Source organism: Vibrio paucivorans, from assembly GCF_054053395.1.
In genome coordinates this window covers 624,330-647,919 of the sequence record NZ_CM133231.1, presented here as the reverse complement: position 1 = coordinate 647,919, position 23,590 = coordinate 624,330, and the positions used below count along the sequence as shown (strand labels likewise).

Sequence of the window (23,590 nt, the reverse complement as noted above, 5' to 3'; positions counted from 1 at the left end):
ACATTAAGTACAGCGGTTTTAAGAGAGGTTTTGTCGATTTAGCTAGTTTTTAAACCACTAATGTTTTGAATTTATGCCAAACGTTGTCAGCAAAGGATACGTGTCGAATAAAAGTTAGATCAAACTTCTGGGGTTGGCTACTGGAGTTAGTTATCAATCTGCTTGACTCAACACGCCAAGTGTTTAACTCAATGCGTCAACGTGCGTTACAGCTAGAACAGCTCAAGAAAAAGTCCCAGATCGTGGTCTATGTTGAATTCATCAAGATTAATTGACCAAAACCTAAATAGGGGACAGTGATGAAAAGTTTGATGAAGAAAGCAGCCATTGCCAGTTGCGTTTTATCGGCGTTAGGCGCTTCTACTATCGCCAGTGCATGTTCAAATGTATTTTGGGATAGCCCGCAGGGTGTGGTTGTCACTCGAACAATGGATTGGATGGAGTCGACTCACCCATTGTTGCTTAAAGTAGCCGCAGGAGAAAAACGTAACTACCACGGATACGATACCGCTGACCGCGAATATGTAGTGAAAAATGCTTTTGTTGCCATTGCTGCGTATGGAAACTTGATAGGAGAAGGGGTGAATGAACATGGACTGCAGGCCAGCGTGCAATATTATCGTGGAATGCAATTGGCAGAAGGGAATGAAACGACTTTAAGCCAGAATGAACTCGCAGGGTACCTGCTTGCAAATTACGATGACGTACAGCAAGTCGTCGACAACATTAAGGACATTCGAATTGGTTTAACTTCCATTCCGGGTATGCAAGAGCCGCCGCGTTGGCATTATATTATTTCTGATGAGTCAGGCGATCGCGCGGTGATTCAGTATGATGAAAACGGCGTTAAGGTGTATCGCGGCGAAGATGCTCAGGTAGTGACTAACTCGAGTCAGAACGAGCTGCTGGCGGCATGGGAGAAGAAATCAGAACAGTTGGAAGGTTTTGGTGGCTACGGTAGTCAGTTTCAGCTCAATGCGGGTAATACCGACTCTGAACAACGGTTTGTATTCGCAAAGTATTTTGTGTCACAGCTTCGTAGTGCCAATTCACCATTGCAAGCAATGATGGCGGTAGAAGGCACGGCATTCAAGGTGCCTCAGCAAGCGGCTTATCGCCCTCAAGATGGCATGGATACTTACGCTACGGAATACACGATTACCTACAACTTAGAGTCCGGCGACGTGGTGTTCAAGTATACGGGTGAAGACTGGAATCACAGTGAATGGAATTTTAAGGAGCTGCTAAGCTCTGAAAAGACAGTTAAAAAGCCACTTTATCTACCGCGCAGTTAGTTATCTCCTTAGCGCAGCCTAGAACAAAAAAGCCCCCGAACGTTCGGGGGCTCTTCAGTTATTATGGTTTTAAGCTTTGTTGCTTTTTAATACGTTTGAGAACACAACGTGGAGATCGTTGGACGCAGAGGTACTATCAAGGTTCAGTTTAGAGCGAATATGCCCTAAGTGCTCTTGCATAAGATCAAGTGCGCGCTCCTCATCACCAGCCTCAATCGCATCAAGTAGTACGGTGTGTTCATCTAAAGAACAGTTAGAGTGACTGCCAGTCTCGTATTGTGCAATCAATAGAGACGTTTGCGATACCAAGCTGCGCTGGAATGCCAGTAAAGGCGCGTTTTCTGCCATCTCGGCTAGCTTGATGTGAAACTCACCAGATAAACGTAATCCACTACCGTAATCACCTTGGTCAAACGCTTCGTTTTCTTTAACAACTAACTTTCGGCATTCATCAATTTGTGCTTTAGTCGCATTCTGAACCGCTAATTCAGTGATCGCGAGCTCCATCACTTCACGTGCTTTAAAGATCTGTTTCGCTTCTTCCACGGTAGGCGCTGCCACCATTGCTCCGCGATTAGGACGAATAACGACAACTTGCTCTAGCGAAAGGCGTAATAATGCACGGCGAATAATCGTTCGGCTGACGCTGAAAATTTCTGCTAATGCTTCTTCACTCAGTTTTGTGGCAGGTGGTAAGCGTTGCTCAAGGATCGCGTCGAAGATATGGCAATACACAACGTCATCTTGTGTTTGCCCTGCGACCTTAGTTTTGATGTTCTTACTTACCGAGTTTTTCAGGTTTCCCATTGGTGTCGATAATCCTCAAAAATATCTGACATTTCATAAAACAATATTACTTCACTTTGTATACATGTGGCTATACAAACTAAGAAGTGTGACTCAATAGCCAGAATTTTGGCGAATGCGCTCAATATGTGCGAGCCATGGGATTTACTGACCTCGCGGTCAATTGATGGAATGAAAAACGCCTCATCAAAGTGATGAGGCGGATGGAAGCATTTAGAGCCAATATTTTTATGCCAATAGTTTTTATGAAAGCTGACGTTGTAGGCAAACGAGTTTTGTTCGACGACTCATCAAATTTAGTCGCTGCATTAAAATTGCTCAAATTTATTGAGTGAAATGAAATTAGTTTCACTTCAACATGTGATCTCAATTCCAACATGTTGGGCGTGGAATTCGAGTTGTTTGAAACTTATCCAACTCGTGTGGGATTAATCGGAATTTGAAGCCGCTTTTAATGTCTATACCCATTACGCTGGACTAGAGCAAAGTTTTCGGATTTAGATAGGGTAACTCACGTCGAACTGAGCATCATGGTGTTGTTTGGGTATATACTTATCCAAGTATTTGAATTATTAATAGTAATTAATTGATATTTACTGTGTCATTTCAGTACCAATGGCTGAAGCCACTTAGGGGTGGGCACAAAGGGTTAAAGGGAGAGGTGCATGAAGCGAAAGCAGCGCAATATTTTGGGTTTTACCTTACTGATGTTAAGTGCAAGCTTGCACGCTAAGGTAATAGAGACCACCACACTGGTTGGATTTGGCGAGGCGAAGTATCCCGCGGATTTTACCCATTTTGATTACGTTAACCCTGATGCACCTAAATATGGCAAAGTCGTTTATGGCCAAATGGGGACATACGACAACTTCAACCGTTATGCGTCTCGCGGTGTTGCTGCGGCAGGTAGTGGCAATATCTATGACATGTTGATGTTCTCACCAAGTGATGAAATAGACGCTTATTATCCACTGATTGCCAGCAATGTTCGTTACTCAGACGATTACATGTGGCTTGAGCTAGATATTAACCCTAACGCTCGTTTCCACGATGGCAAGCCAATTACAGCCCATGATGTAGCCTTTACTTTCGATAAGTTTATGACCGAGGGGGTACCGCAGTATCGCGCTTATTACAGTTCGATTAAGTCTGTGACCGCAAAGTCTGATCTTGTTGTTCGTATTGAAATGTCGGAGCCAGATCGTGAGAAGCTGTTTAGTTTTGCGCAGTCTACCCGTGTGTTGCCAAAACACTTTTGGCAGGATAAAAAATTCTCTGAACCTTTGAACGAGCCACCAGTAGGAAGCAGCGCGTACAAAGTGATTGATTACAAGCCTGGGCAAAGTGTGACTTATGGGCTTGTGAAAGATTACTGGGCAAAAGATTTACCAGTGAATGTCGGACGTAACAACTTTGAGACAGTGCAGTACGATTACTACCGCGACGATACGGTGATGCTGGAAGCCTTCAAAGCGGGTGAGTTTGATATTCGAACCGAAAGTGAGCCTAAGTTCTGGGAGAACTCCTATACGGGAGTAAACTTTGATAAAGGCTACATCAAGAAAGAAGAAATTCCACACCAGCAACCTCAATCAGCTCAAGGCTTTGTATTCAACATTCAAACTGAAGTGTTCAAAGATCCTAAGGTTCGGGAAGCAATTAATTATGCGCTCGATTTCGAGTGGATGAACAAAAACCTGTTCTACGGCGAAAACAGCCGTACTCGCAGTTACTTCCAAAACACGGACTATGCGTCTGTTGGTTTGCCGTCTGAGGCAGAAAAAGCAGTACTAGAACCGATCAAAGACAAAATCCCTCCACGTGTGTATACCCAAGAATATCAGCCGCCAAAAACGGATGGCTCAGGCCGCATTCGCAGCCAAATGCGCACTGCGTTCAAGCTGTTTAAAGAGGCAGGGTGGGAACTCAAAAATAAGGTGATGACTAACACCAAAACAGGGGAGGCGATGAGCTTTGAACTGCTTATCTACAACCCAAATGTTGAAACTTACGCAATCCCATTTCAAAAGAACCTAAGACTGATGGGAATCGACATGAAAATTCGAACAGTCGATCGCACTCAGTACATTAAGCGTTTGCGTGATCGGGATTTCGATATGGTTTCATCGGGCTACTTTGCCAACCCATACCCTAGCTCTGATTTGATGATTGTATGGAACTCTAAGTTTATCGATTCAACTTATAATACGGCTGGGGTGATCGATCCTGCGGTGGATTATTTGACCGAGCAGATTGCGAAAAATCAGCAAGACCCAGAAAAGCTACTTGCACTAGGGCGTGCTTTTGACCGTGTGCTGCAATGGAACTTTTACATGGTGCCTCAGTGGCACTTTAGTAAATACCGTGTGGCAATGTGGGATAAATTTGAACGTCCCGAAATTCGCCCTGATTACCAGTTAGGTCTTGATACTTGGTGGGTCTCTAAAGAGAAAGCAGCCAAGCTACCTAAGAAAAGACGCTAACCGAGGTAGTAATGGCCGCGTATATTTTTAGACGACTGTTACTGGTCGTGCCCACCTTATGGGCAATCATCACGATTAACTTCTTTATTATTCAAGTGGCCCCAGGAGGGCCAGTTGAACAAGCGATTGCTCAAATGCAGGGGCTTGAGTCTGGTTTAATGAGCCGAATCACTGGTGGAGGAAGCTCAGCTGACACAGCGGCATTTGAGGATGTCTCTGGTTCGGGCTACAAGGGCTCTAGAGGGCTTGATCCCGAAGTAGTGGAGGAAATAAAAAAGCAGTTTGGTTTCGATAAACCTATCCATGAACGCTACTTCGAAATGCTGAAAAATTACGCTACCTTCAATTTCGGTGAAAGTTTGTTTAAAGGCGGTAACGTAATCGATCTGATTGTAGAGCGTTTACCCGTTTCAATATCGCTGGGTTTGTGGAGTACGTTGATTATCTACCTGATCTCCATTCCTTTGGGGATCATGAAAGCGATTCACCATGGCTCACGTTTTGATATTTGGTCCAGTGCTGTTGTCATTGTTGGTTACGCAATTCCGGGATTCCTATTTGCGATTATTCTGATCATTCTTTTTGCGAGTGGAAACTATTTCAGTTGGTTCCCATTGCGCGGACTAGTTTCAGCGAACTTCGACCAGATGACGTGGTATCAGCAAGTTATCGACTATTTCTGGCACTTAGCGTTGCCAACACTGGCGATGGTGATTGGTGGCTTTGCGACGCTGAGCATGCTAACCAAAAACTCCTTCCTTGATGAGATTAACAAGCAATACGTTGTTACTGCGCGTGCCAAAGGTTTGGATGAAAGTAGCATCTTGTACAAACACGTATTTCGTAACGCAATGCTGATTATTATTGCCGGCTTCCCAAGTGCATTCATTAGTATTTTCTTTACTGGCTCAATGCTTATTGAAGTGATGTTCTCACTTGAAGGCATTGGCTTGCTTGGATTCGAGTCAACCATACAACGTGATTATCCCGTTGTATTTAGTTCCCTATATATCATGACGTTACTAGGATTGATTTTGAGTATTATTTCCGATTTAACCTATACATGGGTTGATCCTCGTATTGATTTTGAGGCGCGTTAATGGTGTTAAAAAAGAAACATAAAAACCCAATTAACGAAGCCCGCTGGCAGCGTTTTCGTGCCAACAAACGAGGGCTTTGGTCGCTGTGGATTTTTGGGATTTTGTTCGTGCTTAGCTTGTTTGCTGAGCTGATTGCGAATGATAAACCCCTGTTGGTCGAGTATGACCAAGCTTGGTACTTTCCGGTTCTTAAGCCATATGCGGAAACGGAATTTGGCGGTGAGTTTGAAACCGAAGCGGATTACACCGATCCCTATGTGACGGATTTAATTGAAGAGAAAGGTTTCATCATCTGGCCTCTGATTCGATTTAGTTACGACACAATTAATTTCAATATTGTAGGCTCGGTTCCCTCTGCCCCTGATGCCGTTAACTGGCTGGGGACGGATGACAAAGGCCGAGATGTGTTAGCTCGGATCATCTACGGTTTTCGAATCTCGGTACTGTTTGGTTTTGTTCTGACCATAGTATCAAGCGTGATTGGCGTGGTGGTCGGTGCGACTCAAGGCTACTACGGTGGCTGGCTAGATCTACTAGGGCAGCGTTTCATAGAGGTGTGGTCTGGGATGCCAACTTTGTTCCTACTGATTATTCTATCGAGCTTTGTAGAGCCTAATTTTTGGTGGCTACTCGGCATAATGGTGCTGTTTAGTTGGATGAGCTTAGTTGGGGTTGTGCGGGCTGAATTCTTGCGCTGTCGTAACTTCGACTATGTGCGTGCAGCTCAAGCGATGGGTGTCGATGATAAACGTATTATGTTGCGCCATATGCTGCCAAATGCGATGGTCGCGTCGTTGACCATGATGCCATTCATTCTGTCTGGTTCTGTTACCACTCTCACTTCACTAGACTTCCTTGGTTTTGGTTTACCTGCAGGTTCTCCGTCTTTAGGTGAACTCTTGGCGCAAGGTAAAGCGAACTTGCAAGCCCCTTGGCTCGGGATCTCTGCTTTCATGGTACTTTCACTGATGCTGACTTTGCTGGTGTTTATTGGTGAAGCGGTACGTGACGCCTTCGATCCGCACCAACAAGGAAGATAATCATGGGACAAACCGTATTGGATAACATTCCGTCGAATGACACTGTACTGAGTATTGAAAACTTGTCTGTTGGTTTTGGCCGTGGCGGAAAAGTGGAGCAGGTGACCAACAAAGTGTCGCTGTCGATCAAAAAAGGCGAGACGTTAGCATTAGTAGGAGAGAGTGGTTCAGGAAAGTCTGTTACGGCTAATTCAGTACTCAAGCTGCTTCCTACAGGCTCAGCTCATTATCTTGAAGGCAACATCAAGTTTGATGGTACCGACATGCTCTCTTGCTCGGAGCGCAAGTTACGAGGTATCCGTGGTGGGCGGATTGGCATGATTTTCCAAGAGCCAATGGTATCACTCAACCCACTCCACAAAGTCGGTAAGCAGTTGGTTGAAACCCTCGCCATTCATCGAGGGATGCGAACTAAAAAAGCAGAGCAATTAGCTATCAGCTGGTTAGAGAAAGTGGGTATCCGCCATCCGGAAATAAAGATCAATGCATACCCTCATGAACTGTCTGGTGGGGAGAGGCAGCGCGTTATGATCGCGATGGCGCTGATTAATGAACCTGAACTTCTGATTGCAGATGAACCTACTACGGCGCTAGATGTGTCTGTTCAAGCGCAAATTCTTGACCTATTGAAGGACTTACAGAAAGAACTTGGCATGGCGATGCTGTTTATTACACACGACTTGAGCATTGTCCGTCGTATCGCCGATCGCGTCGCTGTGATGCAAAACGGTGAGCTGGTGGAAGTGGATGAATGTAAGAAGCTCTTTAGCTCACCTAGCCACCCGTACACGCAAAAACTGATCGATTCCGACCCGCGTGGCTTGCCTGTTGAGGTCAAAACAGGCTCTGAAACCTTACTTAATGTTCAAGATCTGAAAGTCTGGTTTCCTATTACAGGCGGGATATTTAAGCGTGTGGTATCCCATGTGAAAGCGGTAACCAATATGGCTTTTGAGTTGAAGAAAGGGCATTCGATTGGTTTGGTGGGAGAGAGTGGCTCGGGCAAATCGACCACAGGAATGGCGATCTTAAAACTGGTGAGTTCTGAAGGTTCTATTGCGTACTTAGGGCAGGAGCTACAAAATTTAGATCGTAAAGGTATGCTGCCGTATCGCAGTAAGATGCAGGTGGTATTCCAAGACCCGTTTTCAGCGCTTAACCCTAGAATGTCGGTTGCACAGGTGATAGGAGAAGGGCTACGTGTTCATGCCGAATATGATGAAGAACAGCTGGATGCGCTCATCTGCGATGTAATGAACGAGGTGGACCTAGACCCAAGTGCTCGTCATCGTTATCCAAATGAGTTTTCCGGCGGGCAGAGGCAACGTATTGCGATTGCTAGAGCGCTTATTTTGAAACCGGAGTTTATCTTATTGGATGAGCCTACGTCTTCTCTTGATAGAACCGTTCAAGCTCAGGTTTTGGATCTTCTCAAGTCATTACAAAGCAAATATGGCCTGACTTACTTGTTCATTAGTCATGATTTAAATGTCGTGAAATCTCTGTGTCACTACACGATTGTGATGAGGCAAGGAGAAATAATCGAGCAAGGAGAAACTCAGTCGCTATTTACACAACCCAATCACGAATACACTAGGGAGCTAGTTTCGCTGTCATCTTTCTAGCTTTCTTACAGAATAACGGCCCCGAATGTTTCGGGGCCGTTGTGTTTTGAAAAATATGACGGTGAATATTACGCTGCTTTGTCGCAATAGGCTTCAAGTTTATTGCGCCCACCTTGCTTGGCTTTATACAGCATTTGATCGGCTTGTTTTAAAGATTGAGGCAAAGAACTCACCACTGGGCTAAACCCTCCAGAGATGGTGACATTCGGTGCCTGATTCATTGAAGCGATATCAGTTCGTATACGCTCGAAAATTTGCGCTGCGATTGACTTGGAATCGGTATGTATGATGACAACAAATTCCTCTCCGCCAAATCGAAATGCGTAGTCGCTGTCGCGAATTCTTACTTTTATCGCTTGGGCGACGCGTTTAATCACTTGATCGCCAATGTCGTGTCCATATTTGTCGTTCACTTGCTTAAAGTGGTCGATATCAAAAATCCCGACGTAACTTTGATAGCGCAAAGTTGAGCGTTGCTCCAACTTACGTAGATAGTGTCGGTTATACAACCCAGAAAGTTCATCTTGGTAGCTGATCTTACTCAATGCTTGATGCTCACGGCGGTATTTATACAAGTAGTAGCCACAGCCTGACGCTAACGTAATCAAGCCTAGAATCAGGTAAAAGTACTTGGGAATGAATTCTGTCTTATCGACCACTTTAATCAGATACGCAGTACTATCGTTGAGCATTTCTACTTTACGATAAATAAAGTAGTCATCGCTGTTTTCAAGCATCCCCGTGTAGCGTCTACTGCGGCTAAGTTGTTCCCATAAATCCACTTCGGTATTGCTGATGGAAGAAGAGCTACGATGAGACGGGGCACTACTTGCATAGACAAAGCCACTAGGGCCAACCAAAAGAATGTTATTCCTAGTCGACTTGGCAAACTCATCGAGCGCGACTTCAACCACCAAGTAGCCAATGTGTTGAGTGTTGGCATAGATAGGGGAAAACTGAGTATAACTGAGCTTGCTCGGCTCGATAAAAGCCTGTGAGCTGTGGCTGTTTTGAGGTGATGCGAAAAACGGGTTAAAGGAGTGGATCAGACCTTGATGACGATAGCTTGAACTTGGGTTAGTAGACACGATATGAATATCAGATATCAGGTTTTGGCCGGCCAGCAAATTGTCAATTAGGTCATCGAATGCCAGAGGCGACTCGAAGTATTGTTTGGCAAGTTGGGTGCTACGCAATGAGTTTAAGCTTTCGATATGATGCTTTCTTTGGATAAGAGTATCGTTGATGGTCTGAAGCTGAAACGCGATGTCATTTTGTTTATCCCGTTTGAGATAACTGACAGGAGTATTAATGACAAAGATCGCGAGTAGCATGATGAGAAAACAGCGGAGTTCGATACCAGAAGAGCTGCTGAGTGCTCGCGTGTAATACAAAACCATAGTTAGAAAACCAAACCTCAAAACCGCACTTGCTAAACAATCCGTTGTTCATAGCTGGGTAAGCATTTCTATTCTAGAGTTTGACGGTGACGGTTTTGTGACAAAGTGTCGTTCGAAAGCGGTTGTAGCTACTTATATTGATTAAGTGTGTAGCGGCTCGCACTTGCCAGTGAGAGGGGCTTTGATAGCCAGTAGCCTTGCAAGTAGGAAACTCCCATCTCTATGAAACTACGCTGCATTTCAGCATTTTCTATACCTTCAACAACGATATCAACGTTGTTCGAACGGCAAAGCTGGGTGACAAAACGGAGGTATTCGCGTGAAGCGACATTATCTAATGAACGCCACGCCATCGACTTATCAATTTTGATTTGATCGAGTGGTAAATCGAAGAAGCTATTTAGTGAGCTGTAGCCTGCACCGAAGTCATCAAGTGACAGCTTAAACCCGTAACCACTTAACTTGTTCAGTTGCTCTAAAGCGTGTTTGTTGCCGTCCAGAATAAAGGTTTCAGTGAGTTCAAGTACAATATTCTTGGCTGGGACGTTTGCCAATTCTGCAATAGTTTTTACCCTTTCAGGGAAGTGGCTGTTAAGCAGTTGCAGCACCGACACGTTAACGTTGACTCTAACCTCTCGAGAGTGCTTTTGGTGGTACTGATGAATAAACTGGCAGGCCTTTTCAAAAACTAAGTACCCTAGGTCGACAATCAAGCGCTTCTTTTCTGCTACCGGAATGAACTCGTCTGGATAAATTTCGCCAAATTCTTTGCTTCGCCAACGTACTAACGCTTCAAAGCTTGCAATGCGGTCTGTTTGCGCACAAATGATTGGCTGAAACTTAACACTGATAATGTCGTTTTTAATGGCTTTCTTCAGGCTCTGCTCAATAAAAAAGTGGCGTTCTACTTTGCGTTGCGTGTCGCCACTGTATATCGCTAGCTTAGGTCCAGTTGTTGAACCAGTAAATTGGCAGGTGCGACAAGCGATTTTTACAATCTCTTCAGCAGGAAGGTTCTTATCGATATTAGGGTAGATACCTAAGCTAATATCCTTGCCATACAGATGTTCATTGTCAGACAACGAGTTATGGTACTGCTCCATAATTCGCTCTCCGAGGTGTCTCAGTTCATCACCTTCGTAATGGCCTTTAACTAGTACTGCAAAATCATCAGAACGTATCCGATAGTAATCGGCAAAGTCATCGGGTAGATCTTGCAACGCTGCAATAAGGTGATCAAGCAGCTCCTTTAATATTTCGGGGCCGTACTGGTTGATGTAAGACTTAATATCATCGACTTGGATATAAACCAGCGAATACTCACTGTCGTTGGTGTGAACAATTTCCTCGATATCGATCAGCAGCTTACTTCTATTGGATAAACCAGAGGCGCTATCTCGAAAAGCGGCCTGTTGAATGTAAGATTCCATGAGTTTTTGATCGGATACATCGCGATGGCATCCGATCATAAAGGTTTTGCCGTCTTTGACTTTCGTGATCGAAGAGCCTTCAATCCAAAGATACTGCCCGTTTAACATGCGGACACGATACTGAGTCGTGACTTTACACTCATCAGTCTGCATATGGTCATCGACTTTTTGTTGGAAAATCGCCTTATCGAGAGGGTGTACTAGCTCCAGCCAATCATCGAAGTGAATATGGCCGGAAGTGATACCAAATTGGGCATAAAACGACGGGTTGTAAAAGAACACATCGCCCTTATGGGATAAGTAAAAAACACCTTCAACAAACACGTCGAACATATGAATAAAGTGGTTATCCATGAACGCATCGAAGTCTGCACCTGTTAGAGGTGCTTGCGATAATGTGTCGACTTTAGAAAGAGGCAGCATCAAGAAACTAACAGTGGGCGTTGAGGAGAGACAATACGAGTAAAGGTGTTAGGTAAGTAGGCATGTATTGTCATTCTATCTTGCCAGTTTATAGGCAAGCTCCTTCGGTTTATCGGCCAAATCCTTTGGCAGGCCTGTTAGTGAATAGCTAGGTAAGCTGCAGATTCTTAACGCAGAATACCAACATTCGATGAAACTATTGTTACCAGTAATATCATAACCGATAGATGAATCAACAGTTCATCTCATCAGGTTTGAGGTTAGATCACTTTCTGGTGGGATTTGTGTCATCAATTGATGAAACCGTGAGCTCAGTGTACCCCGTGGCCGGATCAAACGCGCGATCAAACTGTAAATCAGTGTAACTGTGTATGACTAACTCGGCGGTGGTGTCGATGATGCTACCGTTCAGCAGATGCCCGCCAATAACCTCACCATTCTGTTTAGAAACGGAAATGTGTATGTGCTGATGCGCAGGCGTTAACGTTCCCATTAGCGAGACAATTTCGAGCGGCTCTTCAAGTGTTAGCGATTGCTGCGCTCCGGCTAGTCTCACCTGAAGCTGCGACAAGCAACCGACACAAGAAGCAACGGTTCCAGCCGTAACTTTACGATCGTGAACCAGTTTTTGAATCGCTTGTTTGAGGTCGGTTCCTCTTTCTAGCCGAATAGCAATAGGAGAAATCATAGTTCTTCTTGAGCTTAGTGTGCTTGATGTGATGGATAATATCTTAAGCCGCTCCAGAACAATAAGTGAATATCGATAGACTTGACTTATAAATTGTCAAACTACCTCTTTAGGAGTGTTCTGATGCGAGTTTTATAGATGCTGTGTAAATGCCTTTTGGTTCAATAATTTGCTGAATGAATGGGTACGTAAATCCTGACAAAACTCTTAAAAAAGCACCATTTTGATCCTTGTTTCTTTTCTATACTCTAGCGGCAATTTTTGCCCAAATTCCTAAGTCGTATGTCCGGTGTTGTTAGAAACTTTAGCAAGTCTAGAGTGCTGATTGCTGATAATTCCCCATTGGTTCTCTCCAACCTTAAGCTCGTGTTGAGAGAAATGGGTTTCAGTGCTCGCCTTATTGTGTCCGCTAAAGACGTGCGTACGATGCTGACGATGGCGAGAACTCAACAAGTTGATGTTGTCATCTGCGACTACAACTTCTGCTCTCAGATAAACGGTAAGCAAATACTCGACGAGTTTCGAGCGGAAAAGTTACTTCCTCCGCATGGCGCGTTTGTAATGCTTTCAGGTGAAACGCAGCCGAGCGCAGTTAGGACAATATTAGAATCAGAACCTGATGAATATGTGTTAAAGCCTTACTCCGGGTTTGAATTAAAGCGTCGCCTTGCGAACGTATGCGCTCGAAAACAAGACCTAGCGTACTTGTCAGAGCTAGATAGCGAAATGCCGATCGAAGATGTAGAACAAGTCTTTGAAAGTGCGCTAAAACAAACACCGGAGTACGAGAAAAGCATCTTACGTCTTCGCGGCGATTATTACATCAAGAATCAGCATTTTGAATTTGCTTTAGATCTGTATAAAAAATGTTTGCGCCGTAATGCCAGCCACTGGGCAATACTCGGAGCGGTAGATGCGTTGTTAGCGCTTGGGCAACCGAAAAAGGCAGAGCATTATCTTAATCAATGGGTTGAGAAACGCGATGGCACAACGCCGCGAGTCATGGAAGCCTACGCACGCATCTACTTAAAGCAAAAGCGAATTGATGATGCGCACTTACAGCTATCTAAATCGCTGGCGCTCACTCATAACAATGCGGACCGTATTGCTGGTCGGGCGATACTAAATGAAGCGCTTGGGCTTTTTGAACGGGCATTTGTTGATCGCTTACTCCACGCTAAGCTGGTGCGATACACTTTCCGCGACGTGCTCGCCGTCCAGTTGGACGTGTTCCGTATGAAGATACAGATGTCAACGTCGAATCATAGTTTGAAAACTCAAGAGATTCGTAACGATCTATACCAAATGTCGAAACGCATCAATGATGACAACAAGCTGTTGGCATTGAGCATTGTCGATTGTCATTTGGAAATCGTCGACAACAACCCCAAAGTGGCTCGAATTAAACTCAACAACTTGCTAAAGAACTATACTGAACTGGATTTGGACAGCAGTTGGTATTTACTATATCTTCTGTATATAACTCATAATCATCAATGGTTTAATCGCATTTTCCAGCATGTGAAAATGCATTTACCTGAATCGACGGACAGTAACCTGATGAGCTTGTGTTGTCGCGCTAAGTTTGACTTCATTGCACAGTGGCAACGAAAGAAACATCGTCAGCAACAGAAGGTTTTGTTGTCTATCGACGAGGCGAAAGAGTCCGATATAGAGCGGGCGCTGAACGTCGCAATGAACTTTTTCAAGGCAAGGCCACTGTCGGCACACGCTGCCGTAGCACTGATAGATTTGATTGGTAGAGCGTTACCGAGAAACTTGGAAGCAGAGCAGGTTCGAGATTTAATCTTTAATTGTGAAGGTTTGATCGCTTATTCGGCCAGTTTGACTGCTCAAGAGAGACAAATTGGTTTAGAAGCTGCGAAGCGTGCCAAGCACAGGTTCAATACCGAGCTTAGCTGCGCCACTTAGGTCTACATTCGATGATTGTTGTTCCATTCAGGAAGGATTACGCATGAAATCTCAGCTGGACTTAAACTTACTGATCGTTCTTATCCTGCTCGATAAGCACCGCCAACTGAAACCGGTCGCGAAGGTGCTCGGTAAAACAGAAAGTGCTGTTAGTAAGCATTTGTCTAAATTGCGCGAACAACTCGGCGACCCTCTGTTTGTTCGGGGAGCCCACGAGTTTGAGCCGACCGATTTTACGCTCGAGCTGCTACCAAAAATCTCCTCTGGGTTGGAAATGATCAATACTGCTGTTGTTCAAGATGAGTTCGACCCGAAAACTTACCAGAAAGACATCGTGATCGCTTTGCCTAGCTTGGGGCAATATTTAGTAGGGGATACCTTGCTAATGGATCTCATGGAAACTTTTCCAAACGCAGTTGTCAAAATCACCACGTGGTCTCACAGTTCTGTAGGGGATATCCTAGCCAATGATGTTGATGTTGGCGTGCAGTATTTCAATGAAGAACAAACAAAAGCTGTGTATCAACATCATATTGGCAAGTTTAGGCCTGCGATTGTTGTTTCCGACCAGTGTGAAGAAACGTCATTTGACGAGCTGCTTAAGATGCCGTTTGTACTGATGGAAATGAAAGGCTGGGTCGATAACAAACCAATAGCCAAAAGGCTTCTCGAATCGAAAGGATTGAAAATCAACAAACGTGCGGTGGTGGATAACATCACTTGCTTGTTGAAAGTTATTCGCGAAATCAATGGGGCGACGCTACTACCGCAAATCGATAAACCATTTGATGGTTACCGTTGTGTTGAGTTACCTGCAGAGCTGGATTTTGATGAGCTGCCGGTCGTAGTGGCGAATTACAAACTGGCTAATCGTGATAACCCATTGCACCGATTATTGATTAAGAAGATCAAGCAACATATCTTTTAACTATGGGCTGGTGTCTATATTTAGCACTGAAGATGAGTTTATTTAAGAGTGGGTAGGGTATACACTCCACCTCCCAAGTTGATTGATAGAACCCTTATGAACCAAGAAGAATACGAAGAACAGCAGTACGATGGCGAAGAAATTGAGATTGAAGCGATTGGCATCGAAGTCTCATCTCAGCCCATTGAATTATACAAAGTGTTTAAAATTGCAAACTTGGTTGGCGGTGGTGGCGAAGCAAAGCACATTATCTCAGAAGGGTATGTAGCGGTTAATGGTGAGCTGGAAACACGTAAACGACGTAAGATGTACGATGGCGATTTCTTTGAGTTCAACCAAGAGTACTATGTTGTTGTGTGCGATGCTCCAGTGACAGAAGAGCCGGAACTTACCCAGCCGTTACCTGAACCTAAGAAAAAAGCGCCTAAAGGGAAAGACAACAAGCCTTCTGCTAAATCTTCTTCCAAAAAGTCGGGGCAAGGTTCGACTAAAAAAACTAATAAGAAAAAAGAGTCGGCCAGTAAACCGACACGAGACAAAGATAGCGGTCGTAACTCTATCGACTTCTTCTAACTCAGCTTCTCTAGCTGAAAAACGCCAGGCTTTAGTCTGGCGTTTTTGTAACTAGGGTGAGTTGTGCTTTCGTGTCTAACGTCCCAAAAAATAGCTCGAAAGGCTAATATTCTCTGCCTAGCCTCAAATTCTCTCTTCAATCGGCGTTTCAGCTTATGGTGGGCTGACTCCTGTGTATTTTCGTGAATCCATACATTTAGCATCTCAATTGTTGATAACACCATAACTTATGCTTATATTGCGACTGAAAATGACAATGATTCGTATTAAGGTGATTTGAAATGACAGGTCGTGCGCTTTTATTGACTGTGGGTACAGTTGCGTCATTCACGGTGATGGCTGATATGGTAGAGATACAGCACAGGCTCGGCAGCACAACGTTAGAAGCCGAACCTAAGCGCGTAGTTGTGTTAGGGCTAGGGGCTTTAGATGCTCTTGATAGCTTAGGTGTAGAACCTGTAGCGGTTCCAGCAGTTTCCCAGTATCCCGACTACCTGAATAAATACAATGGCAAACAATATGTGTCTGCGGGCAGTTTGTTTGAGCCTGATTTTGAAGCCATTTATACCCAGAAACCAGACGTTATCATTGTTGGCCCACGTGCGGCAGGCAACTACGACGAACTGTCGAAAATCGCGCCTACCATTGTGTTTGCTGCCGACGCTAAGCAAGGCTACTGGGAAAGTACACAAGAGCAGTGGCGCAATCTTGGCAAAGTATTTAACGCCGAGCAGCAAGTCGAGGAAAAAATCTCAACACTCGACCAAGAGTTTAAGGCCATACGCGATTACAACCAGAGTAATAGTGTCGATGCGCTGACAGTGATGAGCTCGGGTGGAAACATCACAACATTTGGTGCGCAATCACGCTTTTCTGCGATTTATCGCGACTTTGGGTTTAATGAAACCGTAAAAAATATCAAAGAGAGCCGTCATGGTGATTTGATTTCCTATGAATTTATCCGTGAATCTAACCCTTCTACGTTACTCATCATTGATAAAGATAAACTTACAGGTAGGGGGGAAAGTAACACTCACCTCGACTTTGAAAATGACCTTGTGAAAGCAACGCCTGCCTACAAAAACAAGCATGTGGCTTTTCTCGACTTAAACGCTTGGTATCTATCAATCTCAGGTGTGAGAGCAACAGAACAAATGATTTCAGACGTGAAGAGTTCGGTTGGCTTGAACTAGTACAAACTGCAAAGAACTAGAGTTATTGTGAAGTATTTAATTATTGCTCTTGGTGTTCTTAGTGCCCTTTCACTGTTTGTTGGTGTGGGTGACTTAAACATCAATGCTCTCTTGCAAGGTGACCCTAAAGCGTGGGAGCTGTTTTTGTTGAGTAGGGTGCCAAGGTTGCTCGCTATTTTGCTTGCGGGAGCTGGCTTGAGCATTGCAGGCCTAGTCATGCAGCAGGTGAGCCAAAACCGATTTGCTGCCCCTTCAACCGCTGGCACGATTGAAAGCGCTATGTTGGGATTTGTATTGAGTTTGGTGATATTTGGAGATGGAGATCAGCTATGGCTTATCTTCGCTACGTCAATGGTAGGGACACTGATTTTTGTTCAATTTATTCAGCGTATCCAGTTTAAGAACGCAATTTTTGTCCCGCTGATTGGCCTAATTTTCGGTAATGTGATTGAGTCGACCGCAGACTTTATTGCCTATAAATACGATGCTGTACAAAACCTCTCTGGTTGGGCTGTCGCAAACTTTGCCAACTTGATGCAGGGTGATTTTGAACTGCTTTATATCGCCGTACCGGTTGCCATTTTTAGCTATTTATACGCCGCGCGGATATCAGCGGTTGGAATCGGTAAAGATTTTGCGGTCAACTTGGGATTGAATTATCAACAAGTCTTAGTGATTGGCGTTGTGCTGGTGTCTGTGATGTCGGCAAGTGTTGTGATGATCGTCGGAAAACTTCCATTTCTTGGTTTGATTGTTCCTAACTTAGTGAGTCACTACTTTGGTGACAACCTCAGGCGAAATATTCCTAGAACAGCGGCATTAGGTGCTCTAATCGTACTTGGCAGTGATTTAATGAGCCGCCTGATTATTTTCCCTTACGAAGTACCGATTTCGATGATCATCAGCATCCTAGGTGGAGTGGTGTTTATCGCCTTCGTTTTGAAGGGGCAAAAACATGTCTGATCGCACGAAAGTGTTCATACTGGCTGGCCTGTGTTTGTTATTTGCAGGTTTGTTTTTAGCGGTGGGTTTAACGCCGGATAACTACGAGTACTTTTTATCTCGTCGTATTCCCAAAGTCCTTGCGATGGTGTTGGCTGGTGTAGCGATAGCGCAGTCTTCATTAGCGTTTCAAACCATTACTAATAATCGAATCTTAACTCCCAGTGTGATGGGTTTCGATGCACTGTATCTATTAACTCAGGTGATTGTAGTGATCACCTTCGGCGGTTTCAGTGTGTATGTACTCAACGACTACATTAACTTTGCCATTTCAGTTGTCATTATGTTGGTGTTTTCATTGGCACTGTTTAGCTTCTATTTTCGTAGCGAAAAACGGAATTTGATTGTGCTGCTCTTGTTGGGAGTAATTCTTGGACAGCTGTTTTCTAACTTGGCTTCTTTTTTGATTATGCTGCTTGACCCAAGTGACTTTACTGCAGTGCAAATGAGTATGTTCGCCAGCTTCAACAAGATAAAGATGGAGCTTGTCTACCTTTGTGGTCCATTGCTACTTTTGATTTGTATTGCTTTGTACCGGATGCACCGAGTATTGGATGTCTTTTGGTTAGACCGAGATAACGCAGTGAGCCTTGGTGTTGATGTTCGGCGAGTCACTGTGATTGTACTCGCATTGTCGGCGGTGTTGATTGCCATCTCGACTGCGTTAATCGGTCCAATTATGTTCTTTGGGTTACTGGTAACGAATTTAGCTCGCGAAATGCTTAACACCTATAAGCACAGTGTGCTTTTGGTTGCTTGTTCGATGATTGCAGTGGTTTCCTTACTTGGCGGTCAATGGGTTGTTGAAAATATATTCAGCTTTTCGACAACGCTGAGCGTGATTATCAATTTTGTTGGTGGCATCTATTTCTTGTCGATGTTGCTTCGCAGTAAAGTGGTTTAAACGATGATTAAGTTAGAAAACCTAACTAAATGGTTTGGTCAGTCAGCGGTAGTAGAGAGTGCGAGTGCACAGTTTGAAAAAGGCCGGGTGACGTCGATTATCGGGCCAAACGGTGCGGGAAAAAGTACCTTACTATCGATGGCGAGCAGGTTAATTTCGAAAGATGAAGGGAGTGTGCTGATTGATTGTAAAGAGTTAGCCGGTTGGGATACCAAAGAGCTAGCGAAGAAGCTTGCTGTACTGCGTCAGTCAAACAATGTCACGATGCGTTTTACCATTAGAGAAATGGTGTCGTTTGGTCGATTTCCTCATTCTCAAGGAAAGTTATCAGCGAAAGATGAAGAGGTTATTAGCAAAGCTATACACTATTTGGATTTAAGCGATATTGAAAATAAGTATTTGGATGAGCTGAGTGGTGGTCAGAGGCAGCTTGCTTATATTGCGATGGTAATCGCGCAGGATACGGATTATGTTTTCCTTGATGAGCCGTTAAATAACCTCGACATAAAGCATTCGCTACAGATCATGCGCAATATTCAAAGATTAGCCCATGAAATGGGTAAGGCGGTTGTGGTCGTTATCCATGATATCAATTTTGCTGCTTGTTACTCAGATCGTATCATCGCGCTAAAAAAGGGTAAGGTTGTGGCTCAAGGCGGCGTCAACGAAGTGATTCAAGCTGACACGTTGTCGGCAATCTACGAAACGCCTTTCAATATCATCGAGTTGGAAGGTAAGCGTATGTGCACTTACCATTAGTGTATCCACAGCGACTTAAGTATGTTTCTACTTGGTAAGATCATCAATGATTGGGCAGCGGCTTTCTGAATCACCTGGGCAAGCCGTCACCCAGCTTTGCAACTGCTTTTTCATTTCGGTGAGTTCGTGAATTTTAATCTCGATCTCGCACAACTTCTCTTCTGTACGAGCCTTCACTTCACTGCTTTTTCTGTTTGGGTTATGCGCAAGTTGCACAAACTCTTTGCATTCTACTAGGGAAAAGCCAGCATTCTTTGCGCGCGACACTAGGTTAAGTTCTTGAACATGTTTGTCAGAGTATTCTCTGTAACCTGATTCACTGCGAGAAGGAGCAGTGATAATACCTTTGTCTTCGTAAAGGCGTATCGACTTATTTGATAGCCCAGTTAATTTCGCAACGGCACCGATGTTCATATTTATCCCTAGTGTTAATATGGAATCACGTTAGTGTAGCGCCCACTGCTACGATACACAATCTGCGTGAAGGATCATCAAGCTTGCGCTGAAAATCGGTTTTACTCTGCGCTTCTTAAGAAGTTGGTCGGTGGTGCTCCGAATACTTTCTTAAAGGCGTTGGTAAAGTTGGAAGGGTGGTAGTAACCCGCCTCATAGGCTGCTTCAGTGATGGATACTAACCCTTTTTCCAAATGCTGTTTGGCGACTTCTAAGCGCCGGTGACGAATATAACCGTTGATAGTAAGACCTATTGCTGCTTTGAACTTGCGTTGCAAGTTCGACACGCTCATCGAAAAATGTGCGGCGATATGTTCGAGAGACAAAGAACTGCTTAGGTTTGTTTCGATAAAGCTGATGATGTCTTCCGCTGTGGATTGCGTGTTTTCTTGTGGGTCGGTCTTAGGAGCGACTTTCTGGGATTCCGTTAACTGCCCAACTATTTCTGCAAGAGCTGCGTGAGAAAGAGTTTCAAGCTGCAATGATTCTCCAAAGTTGCTCGGCTTTTTAGACGAAACGATCTGCTCTGTCAGGAGTTTGAGTGTCGGCGTTATATGGAGGTGCTGGTGGTTTTTGTGCGCGGATGTGAAGGTTCGCATTTCGCAGTCTTCACCTAGCTTATGACTTACCCAGTTTGGTTGTAGGCTAATGTTAATTTTTGCTAATTGATTAGCGTGTCTAATGTTACGAACGAAGTTTGCCGGGCGAGTTAGGTTTACTATTACCCCTTGAGGGCCATGGGTTGCGTCAAGATCAAACGATAATTCATCGTACGAAAACTGAAGCTTTCCATATAAGAGAATGGTTACCAATACGGCAGCAGGCGCTGTGGATACTACATTAGAGTCAACCAGTTCACTGCTTTGCCCACCATGTATCGTATAAGCCCCAGGGCAGTCGTAAGAGACAAAATGCCCTTCGACTAACGGGTGAGAATGTCCGATACCTTGGCTAACAATCAGCTGCTTCTCTGTTTGCTCAATCTTTTTAGTTAGTGCGACTTTATGCAACTTTGTTCTTCCATTTAACGATTTAGCCATAGTGGCGCTTCCTCATAACTGTTGTGCGATTTCGCATAACCTATTCACCTTTTCGTTAATAGAAATGAAACTTATCATAACTGCGAATTGTTATCATTTGTATTTAGGAATTATTTCATGGAAAGGGTAAATTGCCGTCCCTACAGCAAAACATTGATTAGTTTAGCGGTGGCGTGCGCCGTATCTGGTGGCACAATGACCTCTGCGGTAGCAGAGGAAACAACACACTTAGATGAAGTAGTAGTGTGGGGAACCAAAGTCTCCAGTAGTTCAGAGTCGATTGGTGCGGATGATATGTCACTTAAGCAGGCAGATCATATGTCGGACTTGCTACGTGATATACCGGGTGTCGATGTAGGTGGCACACACTCCGTAAACCAACGTATCAATATTCGTGGTTTAGGAGAAACTGATCTTGATATTCGATTGGATGGAGCATCTCAGCACGCGAACATGTTCCACCATATCGGGAACCTCACCTTAAACCCAGATATCTTGAAGGCTGTAGATATTCAAGTGGGTAACAACTCAGTCACCCAAAGTGGGCTAGGGGGGGCTGTCTACTTTGAAACAAAAGATGCCAAAGATCTTCTTCGTTACGATGAGACATTCGGTGCTCGAGTGTTCGGTGGTTATGCTTCCAATGCAAGTCAGCAGGGCTCGGTTGCGTTGTATGGTCTTCTTGGCGAAAAAGCGGATGCTATGGTTTACGGGCATTTAGTCAGCAGAGACAATTTCGAAGACGGTAATGGTGTTGAAAGCTTTGGTGTCAAAGGTGATGTGTATAACGTTATGGCAAAATTTGGCTATGAGCCTTCAGAAGCCCACCGCTTTGAGTTCTCTTATGATCTTTATCATGATGAGGGAGATTACAACCCTCGTCCAGATATGAACGGTAGTGCGAATGAAGGGTTAACCGGAGACCTGTTGCTCCCAACAGTATACCAGCGCGACACGGCAACATTGAGCTACGAGCTAGAAACGGAAAAACACCGCGGAAAGGTAGCCGTTTATTCTTCACAGACTGAAATTGAGCGTGATGAGACTCAAACGGGTTGGTCTTGGGCGAATCGTGAATCAATCAATACCGCAAAAAACCAAAATGTAGGCGCTAATGCGACATTTCAGTCTGATTTGTCGTTGGTAGGAAAAGCGAATGAACTGACTTATGGTGCGGAGTACATGGATAAATCCAGCTCTAGTTCTTACGGTGGTGTGCAGTTTATGGATGAATCAGCGGTCTCTAGCGCGGTATTCATCGAAGACAAAATTTACTTAGTGGACAGTTGGTCAGTCACAGCAGGCATACGTTTCGATGACTACCAACGTAAAGCAGAAACAGGGACACACGATTTTGACGAAGTAACATGGTCGTTGGCTACCCACTGGGACATCAACCAAAATTGGGGTGTTTTTGCATCCACACGAACTTTGTTTAAAGGCCCTGAGCTGTTAGAAACATTTGTCCGTTACCAAGACATTACGTACCTATCGGAAGATATTCAGCCTGAAACGGGGATGAACTCTCAAGCTGGGTTCAGCTTTGATCTCCAAGATGGAAAGCACCGCTACGGCGCGAACTTTACGCTATTCCAAACCCAAATTGACGACTACATCGTAGAATCTTGGGCGCCAGACTATAGCTCTCTAGCAATTGAAAATAGTGGTGATATCGAGCTCAAAGGCTTTGAACTCAGTACCAGTTATGGTTACGAACAGTTGGCTGCAAAACTTTCTTACGCGAAGTCTGATAGTGAGTACCGTGACAGTGGAGAAGCGGTCGATGATGGCAATGGTCGCAGTACAGACATCGGTGACAGCATAGCGTTTACCTTAGACTACTATGCGGACTCATGGGATACGCTCATTGGTTGGAACTCGATTGTAGTATTGGATGAAGACAACGTGTTAGCCGGTAACCCTGTGAAAGAAGGCTACGATGTACACAACATCTACGCTCAATGGCTTCCTGAAGACGTTGATAACTTATCTGTGACGTTTGGTATCGACAACCTCTTTGATGAAGCGTATGTCTATCACGCCTCACGTTCTGGTTCGGCTCGTGGCTTAACGACCGACGATTACGAACCGGGTCGTAATTTCAAATTGTCGGCTGCATACCAATTCTAATGAATCCAACTGTCCATCGGACATAAATCTTTTGTTTAGCAACGATTTGCCTACCCCTAGGGGTAGGCCTTTTTATCTTAAGGAGAAGCAATGAAGCAATCTTACACAATGATTGAATCGAAACATGCCGAAAAGTACTTAACAGTATTATGCCGACATTTTGCTCGGAAAGTTCCCGCTACATGGGATGAAAAGAATGGTAAGGTCGAATTTCCAATGGGGGTGACAACAATGCAGGTAGAAAGCAGTGGCTCCCTGCTAAGAATTCGATGTAAAAGCGACAGTGAGCAGGGGCTCGCTATGCAGCAATCTGTGATCAATAGCCATGTGGACATGTTTGCAAGAAGAGAGACACTAAAACTGGTGTGGCAAGCAGAAACGTAAT

Annotated in this window: 20 protein-coding genes; 14 read left to right on the top strand and 6 right to left on the bottom strand. The window is 44.4% G+C overall.

Going from position 1 to position 23,590, the window contains the following annotated elements:
- The first annotated feature begins 299 nt into the window (after positions 1-299).
- Positions 300-1,295 (top strand): linear amide C-N hydrolase, encoded by a 996-nt coding sequence (locus ACXABW_RS18135; RefSeq protein ID WP_457526752.1) that lies wholly within the window; start codon positions 300-302, stop codon positions 1,293-1,295.
- 69 nt (positions 1,296-1,364) lie between these two features.
- Here the strand turns inward: ACXABW_RS18135 and ACXABW_RS18130 are convergent, their stop codons facing one another.
- Positions 1,365-2,102, bottom strand: a complete 738-nt coding sequence (locus tag ACXABW_RS18130) for a GntR family transcriptional regulator (protein ID WP_252031324.1) — start codon at positions 2,100-2,102, stop codon at positions 1,365-1,367.
- Between the two features lie 665 nt (positions 2,103-2,767).
- Between ACXABW_RS18130 and ACXABW_RS18125 the strand changes: the two genes are divergently transcribed.
- From ACXABW_RS18125 to yejF, 4 genes are read left to right on the top strand one after another with little or no spacing between them, the layout of a single operon-like run.
- Complete coding sequence (locus ACXABW_RS18125) at positions 2,768-4,585, top strand: extracellular solute-binding protein (protein ID WP_457526749.1); 1,818 nt, start codon at positions 2,768-2,770, stop codon at positions 4,583-4,585.
- A gap of 11 nt (positions 4,586-4,596) precedes the next feature.
- Positions 4,597-5,685: a microcin C ABC transporter permease YejB gene (locus ACXABW_RS18120; RefSeq protein ID WP_252031318.1), complete on the top strand. Its 1,089-nt coding sequence runs from the start codon at positions 4,597-4,599 to the stop codon at positions 5,683-5,685.
- Positions 5,685-6,725: an ABC transporter permease gene (locus tag ACXABW_RS18115; RefSeq protein WP_457526747.1), complete on the top strand. Its 1,041-nt coding sequence runs from the start codon at positions 5,685-5,687 to the stop codon at positions 6,723-6,725. Before ACXABW_RS18120 ends, ACXABW_RS18115 begins: the two co-directional genes overlap by 1 nt.
- Positions 6,726-6,727: 2 nt before the next feature.
- Positions 6,728-8,350 carry a microcin C ABC transporter ATP-binding protein YejF gene (gene yejF, locus ACXABW_RS18110; protein ID WP_457526745.1) on the top strand — a complete coding sequence of 541 codons (1,623 nt, stop codon included), beginning with the start codon at positions 6,728-6,730 and terminating at the stop codon, positions 8,348-8,350.
- Between the two features lie 68 nt (positions 8,351-8,418).
- On the opposite strand, the gene ACXABW_RS18105 is transcribed toward yejF, so the two are convergent.
- From ACXABW_RS18105 to ACXABW_RS18095, 3 genes are all read right to left on the bottom strand, one after another.
- On the bottom strand, positions 8,419-9,750 hold the full coding sequence (locus tag ACXABW_RS18105; RefSeq protein ID WP_457526743.1) for a GGDEF domain-containing protein: 1,332 nt from the start codon (positions 9,748-9,750) through the stop codon (positions 8,419-8,421).
- A 128-nt stretch (positions 9,751-9,878) separates the two neighbouring features.
- A complete protein-coding gene (locus ACXABW_RS18100; RefSeq protein ID WP_457526741.1) occupies positions 9,879-11,603 on the bottom strand; it encodes an EAL domain-containing protein in 1,725 nt (574 codons plus the stop codon).
- A 265-nt stretch (positions 11,604-11,868) separates the two neighbouring features.
- Positions 11,869-12,291 (bottom strand): PPC domain-containing DNA-binding protein, encoded by a 423-nt coding sequence (locus ACXABW_RS18095; RefSeq protein ID WP_457526739.1) that lies wholly within the window; start codon positions 12,289-12,291, stop codon positions 11,869-11,871.
- Positions 12,292-12,573: 282 nt separating this feature from the next.
- On the opposite strand from ACXABW_RS18095, the gene ACXABW_RS18090 reads away from it, so the two are divergent.
- The 7 genes from ACXABW_RS18090 (at position 12,574) to vctC (ending at position 19,582) form a co-directional block, all read left to right on the top strand.
- The gene (locus tag ACXABW_RS18090) at positions 12,574-14,223 is read left to right on the top strand and encodes a response regulator (RefSeq protein ID WP_457527135.1); all 1,650 of its coding nucleotides are present in this window, start codon (positions 12,574-12,576) and stop codon (positions 14,221-14,223) included.
- Positions 14,224-14,266: 43 nt separating this feature from the next.
- Positions 14,267-15,151, top strand: a complete 885-nt coding sequence (locus ACXABW_RS18085; RefSeq protein WP_457526737.1) for a LysR family transcriptional regulator — start codon at positions 14,267-14,269, stop codon at positions 15,149-15,151.
- Positions 15,152-15,247: 96 nt separating this feature from the next.
- Entirely contained in the window at positions 15,248-15,724 is a 477-nt protein-coding gene (locus ACXABW_RS18080) for an RNA-binding S4 domain-containing protein (RefSeq protein ID WP_457526735.1), read from the top strand.
- A 281-nt stretch (positions 15,725-16,005) separates the two neighbouring features.
- On the top strand, positions 16,006-16,917 hold the full coding sequence (locus ACXABW_RS18075; protein WP_457526733.1) for a siderophore ABC transporter substrate-binding protein: 912 nt from the start codon (positions 16,006-16,008) through the stop codon (positions 16,915-16,917).
- A 27-nt stretch (positions 16,918-16,944) separates the two neighbouring features.
- Positions 16,945-17,880 carry an iron chelate uptake ABC transporter permease subunit VctD gene (gene vctD, locus ACXABW_RS18070; RefSeq protein ID WP_457526731.1) on the top strand — a complete coding sequence of 312 codons (936 nt, stop codon included), beginning with the start codon at positions 16,945-16,947 and terminating at the stop codon, positions 17,878-17,880.
- Positions 17,873-18,823, top strand: a complete 951-nt coding sequence (locus ACXABW_RS18065) for an iron chelate uptake ABC transporter family permease subunit (RefSeq protein ID WP_457526729.1) — start codon at positions 17,873-17,875, stop codon at positions 18,821-18,823. Before vctD ends, ACXABW_RS18065 begins: the two co-directional genes overlap by 8 nt.
- Before the next feature lie 3 nt (positions 18,824-18,826).
- Positions 18,827-19,582 carry an iron chelate ABC transporter ATP-binding protein VctC gene (gene vctC / locus ACXABW_RS18060; protein WP_457526727.1) on the top strand — a complete coding sequence of 252 codons (756 nt, stop codon included), beginning with the start codon at positions 18,827-18,829 and terminating at the stop codon, positions 19,580-19,582.
- A gap of 27 nt (positions 19,583-19,609) precedes the next feature.
- Here the strand turns inward: vctC and cueR are convergent, their stop codons facing one another.
- On the bottom strand, positions 19,610-19,996 hold the full coding sequence (cueR, locus tag ACXABW_RS18055) for a Cu(I)-responsive transcriptional regulator (protein ID WP_457526725.1): 387 nt from the start codon (positions 19,994-19,996) through the stop codon (positions 19,610-19,612).
- Between the two features lie 101 nt (positions 19,997-20,097).
- Complete coding sequence (locus ACXABW_RS18050; protein WP_457526723.1) at positions 20,098-21,075, bottom strand: helix-turn-helix domain-containing protein; 978 nt, start codon at positions 21,073-21,075, stop codon at positions 20,098-20,100.
- Positions 21,076-21,192: 117 nt separating this feature from the next.
- Between ACXABW_RS18050 and ACXABW_RS18045 the strand changes: the two genes are divergently transcribed.
- Both ACXABW_RS18045 and ACXABW_RS18040 read left to right on the top strand, forming a co-directional pair.
- The gene (locus ACXABW_RS18045; RefSeq protein WP_457526721.1) at positions 21,193-23,205 is read left to right on the top strand and encodes a TonB-dependent siderophore receptor; all 2,013 of its coding nucleotides are present in this window, start codon (positions 21,193-21,195) and stop codon (positions 23,203-23,205) included.
- Between the two features lie 90 nt (positions 23,206-23,295).
- Positions 23,296-23,589, top strand: a complete 294-nt coding sequence (locus ACXABW_RS18040; protein ID WP_457526719.1) for a DUF2218 domain-containing protein — start codon at positions 23,296-23,298, stop codon at positions 23,587-23,589.
- Position 23,590 lies beyond the last annotated feature (1 nt).